This window comes from Nonlabens sp. SCSIO 43208, assembly GCF_050703575.1.
In the GTDB taxonomy this organism is placed as follows: Bacteria; Bacteroidota; Bacteroidia; order Flavobacteriales; family Flavobacteriaceae; genus Nonlabens; species Nonlabens tegetincola.
Map to the genome: position 1 here is coordinate 1,233,158 of NZ_CP065365.1, position 14,386 is coordinate 1,247,543.

At 35.3% G+C, this 14,386-nt stretch carries 12 protein-coding genes; 6 read left to right on the forward strand and 6 right to left on the reverse strand.

Annotated features, from left to right (window positions below):
• Window positions 1-27: 27 nt before the first annotated feature.
• A complete protein-coding gene (arsM, locus tag I5168_RS05750; protein WP_060523857.1) occupies window positions 28-996 on the forward strand; it encodes an arsenosugar biosynthesis arsenite methyltransferase ArsM in 969 nt (322 codons plus the stop codon).
• Between the two features lie 251 nt (window positions 997-1,247).
• On the opposite strand, the gene I5168_RS05755 is transcribed toward arsM, so the two are convergent.
• Genes I5168_RS05755 through I5168_RS05765 form a run of 3 tightly spaced genes read right to left on the reverse strand, consistent with a single transcriptional unit; the run spans window position 1,248 to window position 5,322 of the window.
• Window positions 1,248-2,069 carry a DNA/RNA non-specific endonuclease gene (locus tag I5168_RS05755; protein ID WP_431472672.1) on the reverse strand — a complete coding sequence of 274 codons (822 nt, stop codon included), beginning with the start codon at window positions 2,067-2,069 and terminating at the stop codon, window positions 1,248-1,250.
• A 2-nt stretch (window positions 2,070-2,071) separates the two neighbouring features.
• Window positions 2,072-3,175: an ABC transporter permease gene (locus I5168_RS05760; protein WP_431472673.1), complete on the reverse strand. Its 1,104-nt coding sequence runs from the start codon at window positions 3,173-3,175 to the stop codon at window positions 2,072-2,074.
• Window positions 3,175-5,322 carry a carboxy terminal-processing peptidase gene (locus I5168_RS05765; RefSeq protein ID WP_431472674.1) on the reverse strand — a complete coding sequence of 716 codons (2,148 nt, stop codon included), beginning with the start codon at window positions 5,320-5,322 and terminating at the stop codon, window positions 3,175-3,177. The genes I5168_RS05760 and I5168_RS05765 overlap by 1 nt, the downstream gene beginning before the upstream one ends.
• Before the next feature lie 158 nt (window positions 5,323-5,480).
• On the opposite strand from I5168_RS05765, the gene surE reads away from it, so the two are divergent.
• The 5 genes from surE to I5168_RS05790 are packed head-to-tail and all read left to right on the forward strand — an operon-like array spanning window position 5,481 to window position 10,454.
• Window positions 5,481-6,263 carry a 5'/3'-nucleotidase SurE gene (gene surE, locus I5168_RS05770; protein WP_431472675.1) on the forward strand — a complete coding sequence of 261 codons (783 nt, stop codon included), beginning with the start codon at window positions 5,481-5,483 and terminating at the stop codon, window positions 6,261-6,263.
• A complete protein-coding gene (locus tag I5168_RS05775; protein ID WP_060523864.1) occupies window positions 6,253-6,552 on the forward strand; it encodes a hypothetical protein in 300 nt (99 codons plus the stop codon). The genes surE and I5168_RS05775 overlap by 11 nt, the downstream gene beginning before the upstream one ends.
• 2 nt (window positions 6,553-6,554) lie before the next feature.
• Window positions 6,555-7,667 (forward strand): lipid-A-disaccharide synthase, encoded by a 1,113-nt coding sequence (gene lpxB / locus I5168_RS05780; RefSeq protein ID WP_431472676.1) that lies wholly within the window; start codon window positions 6,555-6,557, stop codon window positions 7,665-7,667.
• Window positions 7,651-8,358, forward strand: coding sequence for a C40 family peptidase (locus I5168_RS05785; RefSeq protein ID WP_431472677.1), 708 nt, complete (start codon window positions 7,651-7,653; stop codon window positions 8,356-8,358). Before lpxB ends, I5168_RS05785 begins: the two co-directional genes overlap by 17 nt.
• A 23-nt stretch (window positions 8,359-8,381) precedes the next feature.
• Window positions 8,382-10,454, forward strand: a complete 2,073-nt coding sequence (locus tag I5168_RS05790) for a ComEC/Rec2 family competence protein (RefSeq protein WP_431472678.1) — start codon at window positions 8,382-8,384, stop codon at window positions 10,452-10,454.
• Here I5168_RS05790 and I5168_RS05795 read toward each other — a convergent pair.
• The 3 genes from I5168_RS05795 to I5168_RS05805 all read right to left on the reverse strand — a co-directional run bounded on the left by I5168_RS05795 (window position 10,451) and on the right by I5168_RS05805 (window position 14,378).
• A complete protein-coding gene (locus tag I5168_RS05795) occupies window positions 10,451-10,975 on the reverse strand; it encodes a thioredoxin family protein (RefSeq protein ID WP_431472679.1) in 525 nt (174 codons plus the stop codon). The two genes, I5168_RS05790 and I5168_RS05795, sit on opposite strands and share 4 nt — an antisense overlap.
• A 76-nt stretch (window positions 10,976-11,051) precedes the next feature.
• Entirely contained in the window at window positions 11,052-12,827 is a 1,776-nt protein-coding gene (locus I5168_RS05800) for a peptide MFS transporter (RefSeq protein WP_431472680.1), read from the reverse strand.
• A gap of 6 nt (window positions 12,828-12,833) precedes the next feature.
• Window positions 12,834-14,378: a peptide MFS transporter gene (locus I5168_RS05805; protein WP_105018101.1), complete on the reverse strand. Its 1,545-nt coding sequence runs from the start codon at window positions 14,376-14,378 to the stop codon at window positions 12,834-12,836.
• Window positions 14,379-14,386: the final 8 nt, after the last annotated feature.

Here is a 14,386-nt window from a genome sequence, read left to right on the forward strand (position 1 = left end):
AAACAAAACGGATTAAAAAATAAATTAATGAGTTATTTAAACGCTACAGAAGAATTATATAGAGACGCAGCACTTACACCAGATGTGGGATTGTGCTGTACTACAAATCCAGTATGGGAATTACCAGGGCTAAAAATCCCTAGAATTATGCAAGAAATGAATTACGGTTGTGGTTCTACGGTTCATGCAAGGGATCTTACAAATAGTCCAAGGGTTTTATACGTAGGTGTAGGTGGTGGAATGGAATTATTACAATTCTCTTATTTCTCAAGACAAAAAGGCGGTGTTGTAGGTGTAGATGTGGTGCCAGAAATGCTAGAAGCATCTCGTAAAAACTTTAAAATCGCCGAGGAGCAAAACGACTGGTTCAAAAGTGAATTTGTTGAATTACACAAAGGTGATGCTTTAAACTTACCAGTTGCCGATAACTCTATAGACGTTGCAGCGCAAAACTGCTTGTTCAATATTTTTAAGGAAGAAGATTTAAAGAAGGCTATAGAAGAAATGTACCGTGTCCTAAAACCGCATGGTCGACTAGTGATGAGCGATCCTACATGTGAGCAAGAGATGAATGACACCTTGCGTAATGACGACAGGTTGAGAGCACTTTGTTTAAGCGGTTCATTACCTATAGATCAATATGTAAAAGCCCTGACTGATGTAGGTTTCGGTACCATAGAAATAAGAGCTAGAAAACCTTATCGTATTTTGGATCCTAAAAATTATCCTACCGATGAATTGATTTATATAGAAAGTATTGAAGTAGCTGCTATTAAAGACCCAATGCCAGAAGATGGACCATGTATATTCACAGGTAAAGCTGCTATTTACTACGGCGATGAAAGACAGTTTGATGATGGTAAAGGACATGTTTTATTACAAAACCAGCCACTAGCTATTTGTGATAAAACGGCTGGTGCTCTTGCCGCATTAGGTCGCGATGATATTTATATTAGTGAAAGTACTTACCATTACGATGGTGGTGGTTGCTGCTAGATGACAGAATATATTGTAACTTAGAGCGTAGAGATTTACTTCTCTGCGCTTTTACTTTTTAAATATAACGAGAAATGATTCCAGCTTGGTTTTATAAATTATTGATAACAATGAGTGTGATCTGCCTAATTTTAATAGGCTATCGCATCGTTTCGGGAGAACAAAATCGCAGTTTTATATGGTATGCGTTTTTATTTTTAATGGCAATTTGGTTTGGTATGCGTCAATTGAGAATGTCCAATAAAAAGTAATTACCATCCACGAGTATCCCTACTAGATTCTAGCTCCTTCTCAATAGTATCTGGTAGCTGTGAGAAAAAATCGATTCCAGTAAGCGATTCAATTTGATCCACAGAACTCACATATTTATAAATACTCTCATTTGACGCACGATGAGGTAAAAGAAATGCTAGCATCTTTCCTCCATCGTTAGTTTGTCGGTATAATATTTTATAATACTGTTCTGGTACACTTACGTTATCAAACCCTATGCTTTTCAATCCTCTTTTTAATACGGGACCAGTAACCACATACAGTTGGTCATGCTTTTTTGCATAATACCTTGTTTTTTGTTCTAGGCGATTCCATATACCAGCGTTGAATTCATGCTCTTGCGGTGATATGTTTGAGGTTAAAAATGTTTCTTCATACGCTGCTTTTGTCGCCCTGCGATCACCTGCGGGAACTAGATGACCTCGGTCATAACCACTGTTCTTGTAATTCTTCCAATGAGCAGCTTCAGTAGTGATTTTATCATCTATCTCAAAGTAAGGTCTTTTAAAATCAACCTCTTTAATATCACTTTTATTAAGAATGTGTGCTGTCCATTCTGCTTGTTCATGTAATTCATTATACGACAAGCTATAAGTGTGATGATGAACAACCTGATTGCCAGAAGTAGGTAAGAAATCTTTTCTACTCAATTTTTTAATACCTTGATTATTAAAGTCGCGACTGGCAAAATCTTCTTGTTCCAGATTATCCTGTGACTCTTGTTTATCTATTTTTTGTTCCCAAAGAATAAAGCCTATGGCGCATAAAAAAATTAAAATAGGATAAACGATTTTTCTCATAGTTAGATCTTTTTTACATCCAAGGCATCACGTAGAGCATTACCTAATAACATGAATGCCATTACAAGCGTCATGATTGCGATACCAGGAATAATTGCAAGATAGGCCTTATCTAGAATTATGTATTGATAATGGTCCTTTATCATACTACCCCAACTGGGCATGGGTGGCTGCGCACCAATCCCTAGAAAGCTAAGTCCGCTTTCAATGAGAATAGCTGCCGCAAAATTTGCGGCACTTATTACAATGATAGGCGCTGTAATGTTGGGTAAAATGTGTCGGGTAATAATACGCCAGTCATTAAATCCCAAAGCTCTAGCTGCGGTTACATACTGATATTCTTTGGCTACTATAACTTGACCGCGTACAACTCTCGCAACCTCAACCCACATAGTTAAGCCTACCGCTATAAAAACGGTAAAAAAACTTTTTTCCAAGGCTATACTTATTGCGATTACCATCAATAGGGTAGGGATAGACCAGGTCACATTAATCAACCACATAATGGCGTTGTCTATTTTACCGCCGTAATATCCTGCAATTGCTCCTAATGATATTCCAATTAATAATGAAATAAGAACAGCAATAAAGCCTATTGATATGCTAATACGTGCTCCTATGAGCATACGGCTTAATAAATCGCGGCCATATTTATCAGTTCCTAGTAGAAAGGTCTTTGTTGTGGTTGCGCTTTCGCGAAAGCGTGACATATCCATCACTTTGCCCCATTCATGCATCACTGGTTGATAAGGTTTTACCTCATTGTCAGGATCAAAAGGAGTATAATGAATTATACCATCGATCGATTTAAGTTTATTAAATGGAATTTCTTCTACAGTTGATGTGCTGCCGGATAAAAAGGACCAAAAATTAGAATCTCCCTTTTGTATAGGTAAAATCATCATTTTAGTAGAAAATCCAGGTGGTTGCGAATGAATGGAAAGGTGCATTTGATTAGCATTGCGCGTGGAATCAGGAGCAATCACATAGGCAAATAACGCTAGTAATGCATAGATTACAATCACCGTAAAACTCAAAACGCCCCAAAAATTCTTTTTAAATTTTTGGAGCGCTAGATGTCCTAATGACTGTGATTTTCTTGACATTAATCTTTAAGAGTAAGATTGCTGTTTTTGATGTTTTTCATCTTTAAATCCTTAAGGATGTTAACAGCCTCATTTAAATATAAATCAGTCTGTAATCCTTCTTGCCAGCGCTCTCTTTTTTTCTTAAGAATGCTATCTTGTTTTGTAGCAAATTCATCGGCTGGTGTAAGTTTGAAGGATAATTCATTTTTATAATCCTCAAATTGATCAAATCGCTTTGATTGATTTTCTAAATTTTCCAACCTATTTTTATAAGCCTCTAGATTAAGAGGTATGACGTTATCCTCTCTTTGCTTTTTAAGCCATTTTGCACTTTCATCAATTAGCTGGAATTTTGGATCGTTGTCAATACGCTCTTGCGAGTTTTTAATAGCTTCACTTAAATTAAGATAACCAGTAAATCGATTATATTCTGCAGCTGGTATTTCATCATAAGGTAAAGGGAATTGTTCGTCCTTTTCACCTAGATCGATATAAGAATAACGGTCTGGAGCAACAACGTCACTTTTTACACCTTCTAATTGGGTACTTCCACCATTTACTCGATAGAATTTTTGAGTAGTTAGTTTGATAAATCCAAAGTCACCTAAATTTCCATTGGTAATATATCTATTAAGGTCTTGAAACTGTTGAACCGTACCTTTTCCAAAGGTTTGTTTACTACCCAATATCACAGCACGATCATAGTCCTGCATAGCAGCTGCTAGAATTTCACTTGCACTTGCACTAAACTCATTTACCATAATTACTAAAGGTCCATCCCAAAGAACTTCGCCATTATCTGGGTCATCATGAATTCTTGTTCTTCCGTTAGGATAGGCAACTTGTACTACCGGACCTTCTTCAATGAATAAACCGGCCATTTTGATCACCTCACCTAATGATCCACCGCCATTATTTCTTAAGTCTAGTACTAGACCTTGCATGCCTTGCTTTTTAAGCTTAATGATTTCATTTGCGATGTCTTCACCAGCTGCGCGACCATTGCGATCTTCCATATCAAAATAGAACTTAGGTAAGTCGATAAGACCGTAATTCATACCTTCATTTTCAATGATCATAGATTTTGCAAAGGTTTCTTCAATTTCTACCACATCTCTAGTTAGCGTTAAGTCCTCTACAGTTCCATCCACCTTTTTAAGAGTAAGAATTACCTTAGTTCCTTTAGGTCCCTTTATAAGTTCAACAGCATCGGCAATTCTCATTCCTACAATACTTGTTGCTACAGTATCTTTCTCCTGCTTTACTTTTAAGATTTTATCTCCTATCTCAATTTTTTCGCTGCGCCATGCTGGTCCACCTGATATGATTTCAATTACACTTATGTAATCCATTTTCTTTTGAAGTCTAGCACCTATTCCTTCTAGTTTTCCACTCATTGAGGTATCAAAGCGATCTTTGTTCCTAGGTGGGAAAAAGTTAGTATGTGGATCAAAATGTGTAGTTATCGCATTCATGAATAAAGAGAAATAATCCATGCGCTCTACATCATCATTTAAATCAAAGCTCTCTGCAAGAGATTTTCTCACTTCTTCAATAGCCTCTTTCTTGAGTGTTTCTTCAGATTTTGCTTTGCTTTGATCTTTTAGATCAGCCTGTTCTTCAATCTTGTCGTAGTAATTACCTAGCACTGAGAGTTTTATTAATTTTCTCCAATGATCTTTGAGTTGTGCTTTGTTTTCGGCATAACTCATTTTCTCATAATCTGTATCAATCTCTTCTTGTTTATCAAAATCAAGAGGTTCTTGAATCACCTCTAAATAGATTTTTTCAGATTGATCTTGCCTTTTGAGCAGTCGCTCGTAGGCTAGAGTAAATAAGGCTACATTACCTTCTCGTATTTGATCATCGATTTGGTATTCATAGGCTTTGAATTCTTCAATATCAGAAGCTAGAAAATACCTGCGACCTGGGTCAAGATCATTGATGAAGTTCTTGTAAACATCTGCCGAAAACTGATCTGTTAAATCAGCAGGAGAAAAGTGATTTCGTTTGAGTAGTTGTCCTACTAACTGAATTAAAACTTCTTCCTTTTCTTTATCTCCTGGGTCAATAGTATTTGTAAAGCTACAGCTGGCGGTAGCCACGAGCAGAGTTATAATACCTATTGCAAAATTATTTTTGAGAAAATTCATTATGTACTTCATTTATTCCTTCTATTAGCACTTAAAAATCGTGCCATTTTTTGAACGGGTTAAATTAACAATATGATTCGACAAGTCACGTCATTTTAATTAATTTTAACCCCAGTGTATGTTAACGTGCGTTATTTTGCGTTATCTCATTAAAAATTCTTCAAAATTATATGCCTAATACAAACAAACCATTAATACTCGTTACTAACGACGATGGTATAACAGCAAAAGGAATACGTACATTAATTGATATAGCTACCGAGTTAGGAGATGTAGTTGTGGTTGCACCTGATAGCCCACAAAGTGCAATGGGACACGCTATAACCATTAATAACACCTTGTATTTAAAAGAGTATACTGCTCATTCTCATAATCACAAAGAATACACCACTAGCGGTACACCGGTAGATTGTGTAAAAATGGCAAGCCATGAAATTTTAGATAGAAAACCTGATTTGTGTTTGAGTGGTATAAATCATGGAAGTAACAGTGCTATTAATGTTATATATAGTGGAACTATGAGTGCAGCTGTTGAAGCAGGTATTGAAGGAATTCCATCAATCGGCTTTTCATTATGTGATTATAGCGCCGATGCTAATTTTGAACCAGCTAGACCTTACGTAAAGCAAATTATTAAAAACGTCTTAGACAAAGGAATGCCTAAAGGACTTGTTTTTAATGTCAATATTCCCAAGGCTACTCATGACGAAATAAAAGGAGTTAAAATTTGCAGACAAGCAAATGCTTATTGGGTAGAAGAGTTTGATAAACGAACAAATCCTTATGGTAAGGATTATTACTGGCTTACTGGTAAATTTGTTAATGATGATAAAGGAGAAGACACAGATGAATGGGCGCTAGAACATAATTATATATCTATAGTGCCTACTCAATATGATTTAACAGCGCATCATTATATTGCCGAATTAAACACTTGGGATTTTGATAATTAAAATACTTAAAGGATTCATTTTAGGACTGCTGGCAAATCTTGCTGGAACCTATATTTATATCTATTTAATGACCGATAGCCATTTCATTGAAGCTGTTGAAGCAGGCTATAAACAAGGATTCTTGGGTGGATTAATTGGTCTAGGAGCCGTGTTTAATCTGGTTCTTTTCTTTTTTTTCCTGACTACTAAATTGGGCAAATTCCAAAAGAAACCTCAATTTTACGAAGCGCGTGGCGTATTATTAGCAACTGTGCTAGCTGCTCTAGCAGTACTATATTTTGAATTCTGATTATGAAATATTATCTAATTGCTGGAGAAGCTAGTGGTGATTTGCATGGATCCAATCTCATGAAATCCATTCAAGCAAAAGACGAGAATGCTCAATTTAGATTTTGGGGTGGTGACCTCATGCAAGCGGTAGGAGGAACACTTGTAAAGCATTATAGAGATCTAGCTTTCATGGGGTTTGTTGAGGTTTTATCAAACCTAAACACGATTCTTAAGAATATTAACCTTTGTAAGAAAGATATTGAAAGTTTTAATCCAGATATTATTATTTATATTGATTATCCTGGTTTCAACTTTAGAATCATGAAATGGGCTCGACTTAAAGGGTACCGCAATCATTACTACATATCACCACAAATTTGGGCTTGGAAAGAAAATAGGATAAAAGCTATTAAAAGGGATGTAGATAAAATGTATGTAATCTTGCCATTTGAGAAAGATTTCTATGAGCAAAAACATAATTATCCAGTACATTTTGTTGGCCATCCATTAATAGACGCCATCGCCCAACGAAAAGCTGTAGACCATAATGAATTTCTAGCAACTTATAAATTAGACGATAGGCCGTTAATCGCCTTATTACCAGGTAGCCGTAAACAGGAAATAAAGAAAATGCTCAAAGTTATGTTGCGCATGGCAGATAAATTTCCAGATTACCAATTCATAATTGCTGGTGCTCCAGGACAGGATGAAAGTTTTTACAGTCAATTTCTCAAAAACTATCCTGCAACTCTAGTTATGAATCGCACCTATGATTTACTCAGTTTATGTCACGCAGCACTGGTTACTAGTGGGACAGCCACGCTAGAAACAGCCCTGTTTAAAGTGCCACAGGTGGTATGTTACAAAGGAAGTAACATAAGCTATCAAATAGCAAAAAGAATTATAAACCTTAATTACATTTCTTTAGTGAATCTTATTATGGATGAAGAAGTGGTAACCGAACTCATTCAATCGGATTTCAACGAGAAAAAATTAAGCACCGAACTTTCTATTATTCTAGATGCCACTCATCGTAACCGAGTTTTTGCTAATTATTATGAACTAGAACATAAATTAGGTGGAGTAGGAGCTAGCGATCAAACCGCACAATTGATTTATGAATCTATTCAATAAGACCAATAGCGCAGTAATGATGCAATTTATAAAAGATGTTATGTGTTTCTTGTCAGAAAGGTTGTGCATTTTTACGCTTTCGCGAAAGCGTAAACAATACCTACAAATATCTAAACACGTATTAATTATTTTATTTACGACTAGTCTTATATCGGGTTGTGGTAGTTCAAAACCAAAAATTGTTACTACAAAAAAAGAAGCACGAAAATTAAAAAAAAATCAACCTAAGGCACCTGTGTTTTCAACAGTTTCGGACAAGGAAGATACTGAAGAGGTTGAGCCTATAGAAGAAGAATTGACCGTTACTAATGAGGTAGACAGGATAATAGCGCATGCTCGTGGTTACTTAGGTACTCGATACAGATATGGTGGTAATGATAAAAACGGCGTGGATTGTAGCGGTTTAATTTGCAACGCTTATGGTAGTGAAAACATTCAATTGCCTAGAACAAGTGCAGCCCTGTATCAAAGTGCCGACAGAATAAAGGTGAAGGAAGTTCAAAAAGGAGATTTGCTGTTTTTTGCCACTGGTAGAAATAAGAAAAAAGTGAATCACGTAGGTCTTGTTACTGATGTTACCCCAGCAGGAATCGAGTTCATTCATAGTACTACCTCGCGCGGAGTAATCATAACTAGCTTTAATGAAGCTTATTGGTTTACACGTTTCTTGAAAGCTGGTAGGATAAAATAATAGATTTTTCCTACTTTTATGAGGTGAGATACTTGTCTTATCCCTTTTTTAAACTGCTCATTGCATTTGTAATAGGTATAGTAATTGCTACTTTTTTTAAAGTTCAATCCGTGTTTATTTATGGATTATTATCCTCGAGCTTATGCTTACTTGCTATTACGATATTTTTTAAAGGATGGTCAAAGCCTTTTAAGTGGTTAGGTTCTTTATCGGTAATTGTTTTATTTGTTTCGCTAGGTTTTTGGCGAGTCCAACAAGAACAATTCTTGCCCGAAAATCACTATGTGAATCAAGGTTTGATAGGTAGAGAAGCAGTTATAGAGTTAGAGTTATATGAGCAATTAGCTTCCAATCAATTTAATGATCGCTATTATGCTAGGGTGCGTAATGTTAATGCTACTCAATCAACAGGAAATGTGCTTGTTCTTTTTAAAACGACTGATAGCTTAGAATTTACTCTTGGTCATAAATTATGGGTTTACGACGACATAAATTTACCCAGTAACGCAAGAAATCCAGGTGATTTCAATTACGCTAAATACTTAGAAGGTATTAACGTACATGGTCAAATTTATATAGATAAAGATAAAATTTTAAAGCAAGAACTACCTAAATCAAGTGATCTCTCATTTTTCATTAAAGTAAGAAAACGATTAGAGACTGCTTTATATTCATCTGAAATGTCAAAGCAACCTATCGCTATGATTGAAGCATTGCTGTTGGGTCAACGTAAACATTTAGATAAAGAGATTGCTGTTTCATTTCGTAAAGCTGGTGTCATTCATATTCTTGCATTAAGTGGTTTACATGTAGGTATCATTCTTTTAATAATTGAATTTTTAACTAGACCATTGCAAAGATGGAATTCCTATGGGGCATACTTACAAACGATAGTGATACTAATTGTGCTATGGAGTTTTGCCCTAATGACAGGGATGAGCCCTTCTATCATGAGAGCTGTAACCATGTTTTCTTTTGTAGCAATTGGTATGACCTTGTCTAGACGGACTAATACTTATTTTAGTTTGATGTTGAGTGCAATCGTGCTTTTGTTAATTAATCCTAGATTAATTTTTAATGTAGGTTTTCAATTAAGTTATGCTGCTGTTTTTGCCATAGTTACCTTGCAACCGTTGTTCAAGTCATTGTGGTTTCCTAGAAACCGAGTGCTTCGATTTTTATTTAGCATTTTTACTGTTACGCTAGCAGCTCAAATTGGTGTGGCACCTATTAGTTTATTTTACTTTCATCAATTTCCGTTAGGTTTTCTTATTGGTAATATGGTCTTACTACCTGCTTTACCCATATTTCTTGCCGCATCCATATTAATGATGGCAATATTAGTTGTTTGTGGTAACGCCTTTAAACTGGATGTACTTCTAAACTTTATTTTAGAATGGGTGATTGATTTTATACACAAAGTAGGTTCTTGGGACTTTTTGTTAATAGAACATGTCTATCTAGAACTTTGGCAAGTCATATTATTGTATTTCATTTTATATGGAACAGCCCTATTTGTATCTCCTGTCCTTAGTAGAAGTAAAAAAGAGCGATTAATTCCTATAAAACCGAACAACTTTTTACACTTGTCTTTATTCAGCATTTTGTTAGGTTTAGTAATTTCTACCATTAGTACTTTAACAAAGGATTCTAAGGTCTTAATTCTTCACCAGGCTGCTGGTAGTGCAATAAGTGTTTATAACAATCATCGAGCACAAGTGTTTACTGATTTTTATAAGATGACAGAGAACCGTGATTCTATTACTTGGAATAGATTACGTTGGATAGAACCGCATCGCGATAGAGAAGTTTTAAGAGATAGTTTACATTATGATATCAAGATTAATGAACTTGAATTGGTAATTATAAAAGAAGATGGTTTTTACAGGAAAACTCATAATCAACCAATAGTGTTGCTTACTCAATCAGCAAGAGTGAACTTGGAAAGATTAATTAACGAAGTTCGACCTACATTAATCATTGCAGATGGTTCGAATTATCGAAGCAACTTCATTACTTGGGAATCTACCTGTTTAAAATATAACATTCCCTTTATAAATACCTATGAGGAAGGAGCTGTAGAGCTATCGTATTAACCTTGTAGTTTATATTCAAAATCTTTTTGGTAATCGCTCCACTTTTTACCTGTGTTTATAGATTTATAACTATCGTCCACAAGCATAGTGACATATATTTCTAGTTTTTTTGAATCCAATTTACCAGGTACGGTACTTATGAATTGACCATTTTCATCAAAAAACACTAAAGTCGGATATTCAAAAATTCTAAGCTTTTCAGCAAACTGATGTGGTGATCTGTCGTTTCGTCTTTTGTCAGGATTGCTGTATGTAGTTCCTTGGTAAGTGATGCTTTCAGTACCTTCAGCATTAAATGCAACTGGATAATAGTTGTCATTAATAAACTGTGCTAATTCTGATTTTGAAAAAGCGTACTTGTCCATCCATTTACAATTAGGACACCATTCTGTATAACTTTTAAGAAGGATTTTACGAGGTTCTTTTTTTTGAGCAGCGAGAGCCTCGTCCATTGTCATCCAATTAACTTGAGCAGTGGCAAAAACAGGAACAATAAAAAGAATAAAAAGCATTTTTTTCATAGCACAAAGTTACAAACTCTAAGTAAACAAAAAACGCACCATAATTGGTGCGTTTTTCAAATATTTTACAAGGAGTTTATTTTACACCGTGCATCAATCTCTTAAGTAAAGGATGAAGAGCAAATGAAATTAAACCTAAGCCAATTGGAATGACTGTAAAAATTAGGAAGAAGTAGGACAAACCACTTTCTTCGGTGATTTTTTCAATATCACCACCTACATAGTGAGCCATTTTATTACCTATTGCAATGGCCAAGTAATAAACTCCAAACATAAATGCAATCATTCTTGCCGGCACTAATTTGCTCAAATACGATAAACCCATAGGAGATAAAAATAACTCACCTAAAGTGTGGAATAAGTAAGCTAAAACCAACCAAACCATACTCAATTTTGCAGACTCTGCTCCCAATGGTACGTTACGTGTGGCAAATGCTAATAGTCCAAAACCAATAGCCATAACAATTAATCCTAAACCGTATTTAACTGATGCTGGTGGATTGTATTTACTATCCCACCATTTAGTAAATAGTGGAGCAAAAATTATTATAAATAAAGAGTTAAGAATAGCAAACCAAGTTATTTCTACTTCCTTAGCCTCTGCGCTAAAATTAATCCAAAGCTTATAAACCACTAATCCCCAAACAATAATAAAACTTATGGCAAGAACAATATTAGATAAGCTAATACGGTTAAATGTCTTTCTAAAAAGACTGATTAAGACATAGGTAATTATGGCAATAGGAACGATTGTTACTACTGCATCTATAATTTTGAATATCGTGGCCCAATTGCCTTCTAGTACCCTATCCGTATAATCTCTTGTGTAAAGAGGTAATGATCCTGCTGCCTGCTCAAAAGCGGCCCAAAAGAAAATTGTAAAAATACAGAAGATGGTAAAAGCTATCATTCTATCCCTTACAATTTTGTCATACCTTGGAATGCGAACTATAAGAATCAAAATAAATAATATCGCAGCCAATAATGCAAAGAATAAAGAGTTTTCAAGTCCAAATACGGTAAAATTTAATGTATTAATATCACCTATTTTACTTAAAGGGTCATTTACAATAAATATTAATGCTGAAATAATAAAGGCACCTATCAATATGTAATCAATTGAAACAAATCGATTAAGTTTCTCCTTAACTCCTTCAGTTTTTGAGATAAGATCTTCTTGTAGAGTGTCGATCATATCCTTTTTTTCATTTTTAGGCTTTTCCCCAATATTTCCAAATAAAGGTTGAGCGAAATAAAATTGGATCATGCCTAATAACATAAAAATTCCTGCTAGTCCAAAACCATAACTCCAACCAACATTTTCACCTAACCAACCACAGAGCATAATACCTAAAAACGCTCCCGCATTGACTCCCATATAGAAGATGTTGTAAGCACCGTCTTTTTTCTCATCATGTCCTTCATACATTTTTGAAATTATAGAAGTCATGTTCGGTTTAAAAAATCCGTTTCCTATGATAAGAAAAAATATTCCGATATATAGAAATGTAGGTGTTTCAATTGCCATTGATGCGTGACCTAAAGTCATAAGCAACGCGCCAATTACAACGGCAGAGCGATAACCTATTTTATTATCGGCTAGCCAACCACCTACAATAGGAGTCAGGTATACAAACATAGCATAGGTTCCTAGAAGTGATAAGGCAGCAGGTTTTTCCCAACCCCAACCTGGATTTTCTCCAGTAATTGCACCTGTCAGGAATATTACTAAAATGGCTCTCATACCATAATAGGAAAACCTTTCCCACATTTCGGTGAAAAATAGGACAAACAGACCAGCTGGGTGTCCCATTACTTTGTTTTTAAAAAAATTCTCAGTGGTAGTATTCATTGCTATTTAGTTAATGTCTGAATCTGCAAGTTCATAATTTTCTTGTTCTAATTCTTCCGCAGTTTTTTCTTCGGCGCCGTGAGTTAGTCTTTTTAAAGGTTTAAGAAGAGCTATAACCAATAATCCAAAAAGAACACAAAAAACAGTAATAGATGTAAATACTGTAAGCTCACCAGCACCATCGGCACTTTCACCAATAATTCCAGCAACCTTATTTCCTAATCCAGTAGCGGCAAAATAAACACCCATCATAAGAGCGCCATATCTAACAGGTGCTAGTTTGGTAATAAATGAAAGTGCTACCGGTGACGCGCATAATTCTCCAAGCGTATGAAGTAGATAAGCAAATGCTAACCAGTATAAACCTGATTTTCCTAACTCTTCATATTGTAAAGATGCGCCTATCATGAATACAAAACCTAATCCCATAATGATAACTCCAAATGCCATTTTAAATAAAGAAGAAGCTTCCTTACCTCTATTTTTCCACCACATCCAGGCACTAGCTACTGGAATTGCAAAAAGAATAATATAAACTGGATTGAAGGCTTGCATTACTGCACTAGGAACTTCCCATCCACCTATAAAACGATCTGTTTTACTTTCTGTATATAAGTTCATTAATCCACCAGCTTGTTCAAAGGCGCCCCAGAATACAATTACAATTAAAAAGCTAAGCAACAAAACAATATATCTGTCCTTTTCGATTTTAGTGTTTAGATCCTGATAAATGGCCATCATCATTCCAACAACAAAGGATAGGAACAAGAATAATAAACCATAACCCCAATCCCAAAGAATAATTAATGCTATGGATATTCCTGATAAAATTAACCAAACGGTTAGCGATAGTTTATTACTAATCATATCTTTAAAAAGCTCTGGAATTGATACATTTCCATCATCTTTCTTAGCTTTAGTAGGTTTGTTTCCTACATGTTTTAAATGTTTTTGTCCCAACATGTAAATTATTTGACCTAGCGCCATTCCTATCGCTGCCAACCCAAATCCAGCATGCCATCCATACGATTTAGCAACTAGACCTACTACTATAGAAGCAACTGCCGCTCCAACATTAATTCCAATATAGAAAATACTAAACCCTTTATCTCTCCTGTCGTCTCCAGGAGCATACAAACCACCCACTAATGTGGAAATATTAGGTTTAAGCAATCCAACTCCAGCCACAATTAAACCCAGTCCAGTTAAGAAGGCCCAATTTTGTTCAATTGAAAGCACTCCATGCCCAGCACACAATAATAATCCACCATACAAAACAGATCTTTTTTGACCTATAATTTTATCTGCGATAATACCGCCTGGAATAGAGGCTACGTAAACTAGCATAGTATACCAACCGTAAAGCGCTAAAGCCTCGGGATCAGTCCATCCTAATCCAGGATTGTCTGAAATCACTTCACTAGTTAAATAAAGAACTAGAATTGCTCTCATTCCATAATATGAGAAACGTTCCCACATTTCAGTAAGGAATAAAATATATAGACCTACAGGATGTCCAAATAGCTCTTTTTGATTAAGGGTTGTTGACATGATTTTTA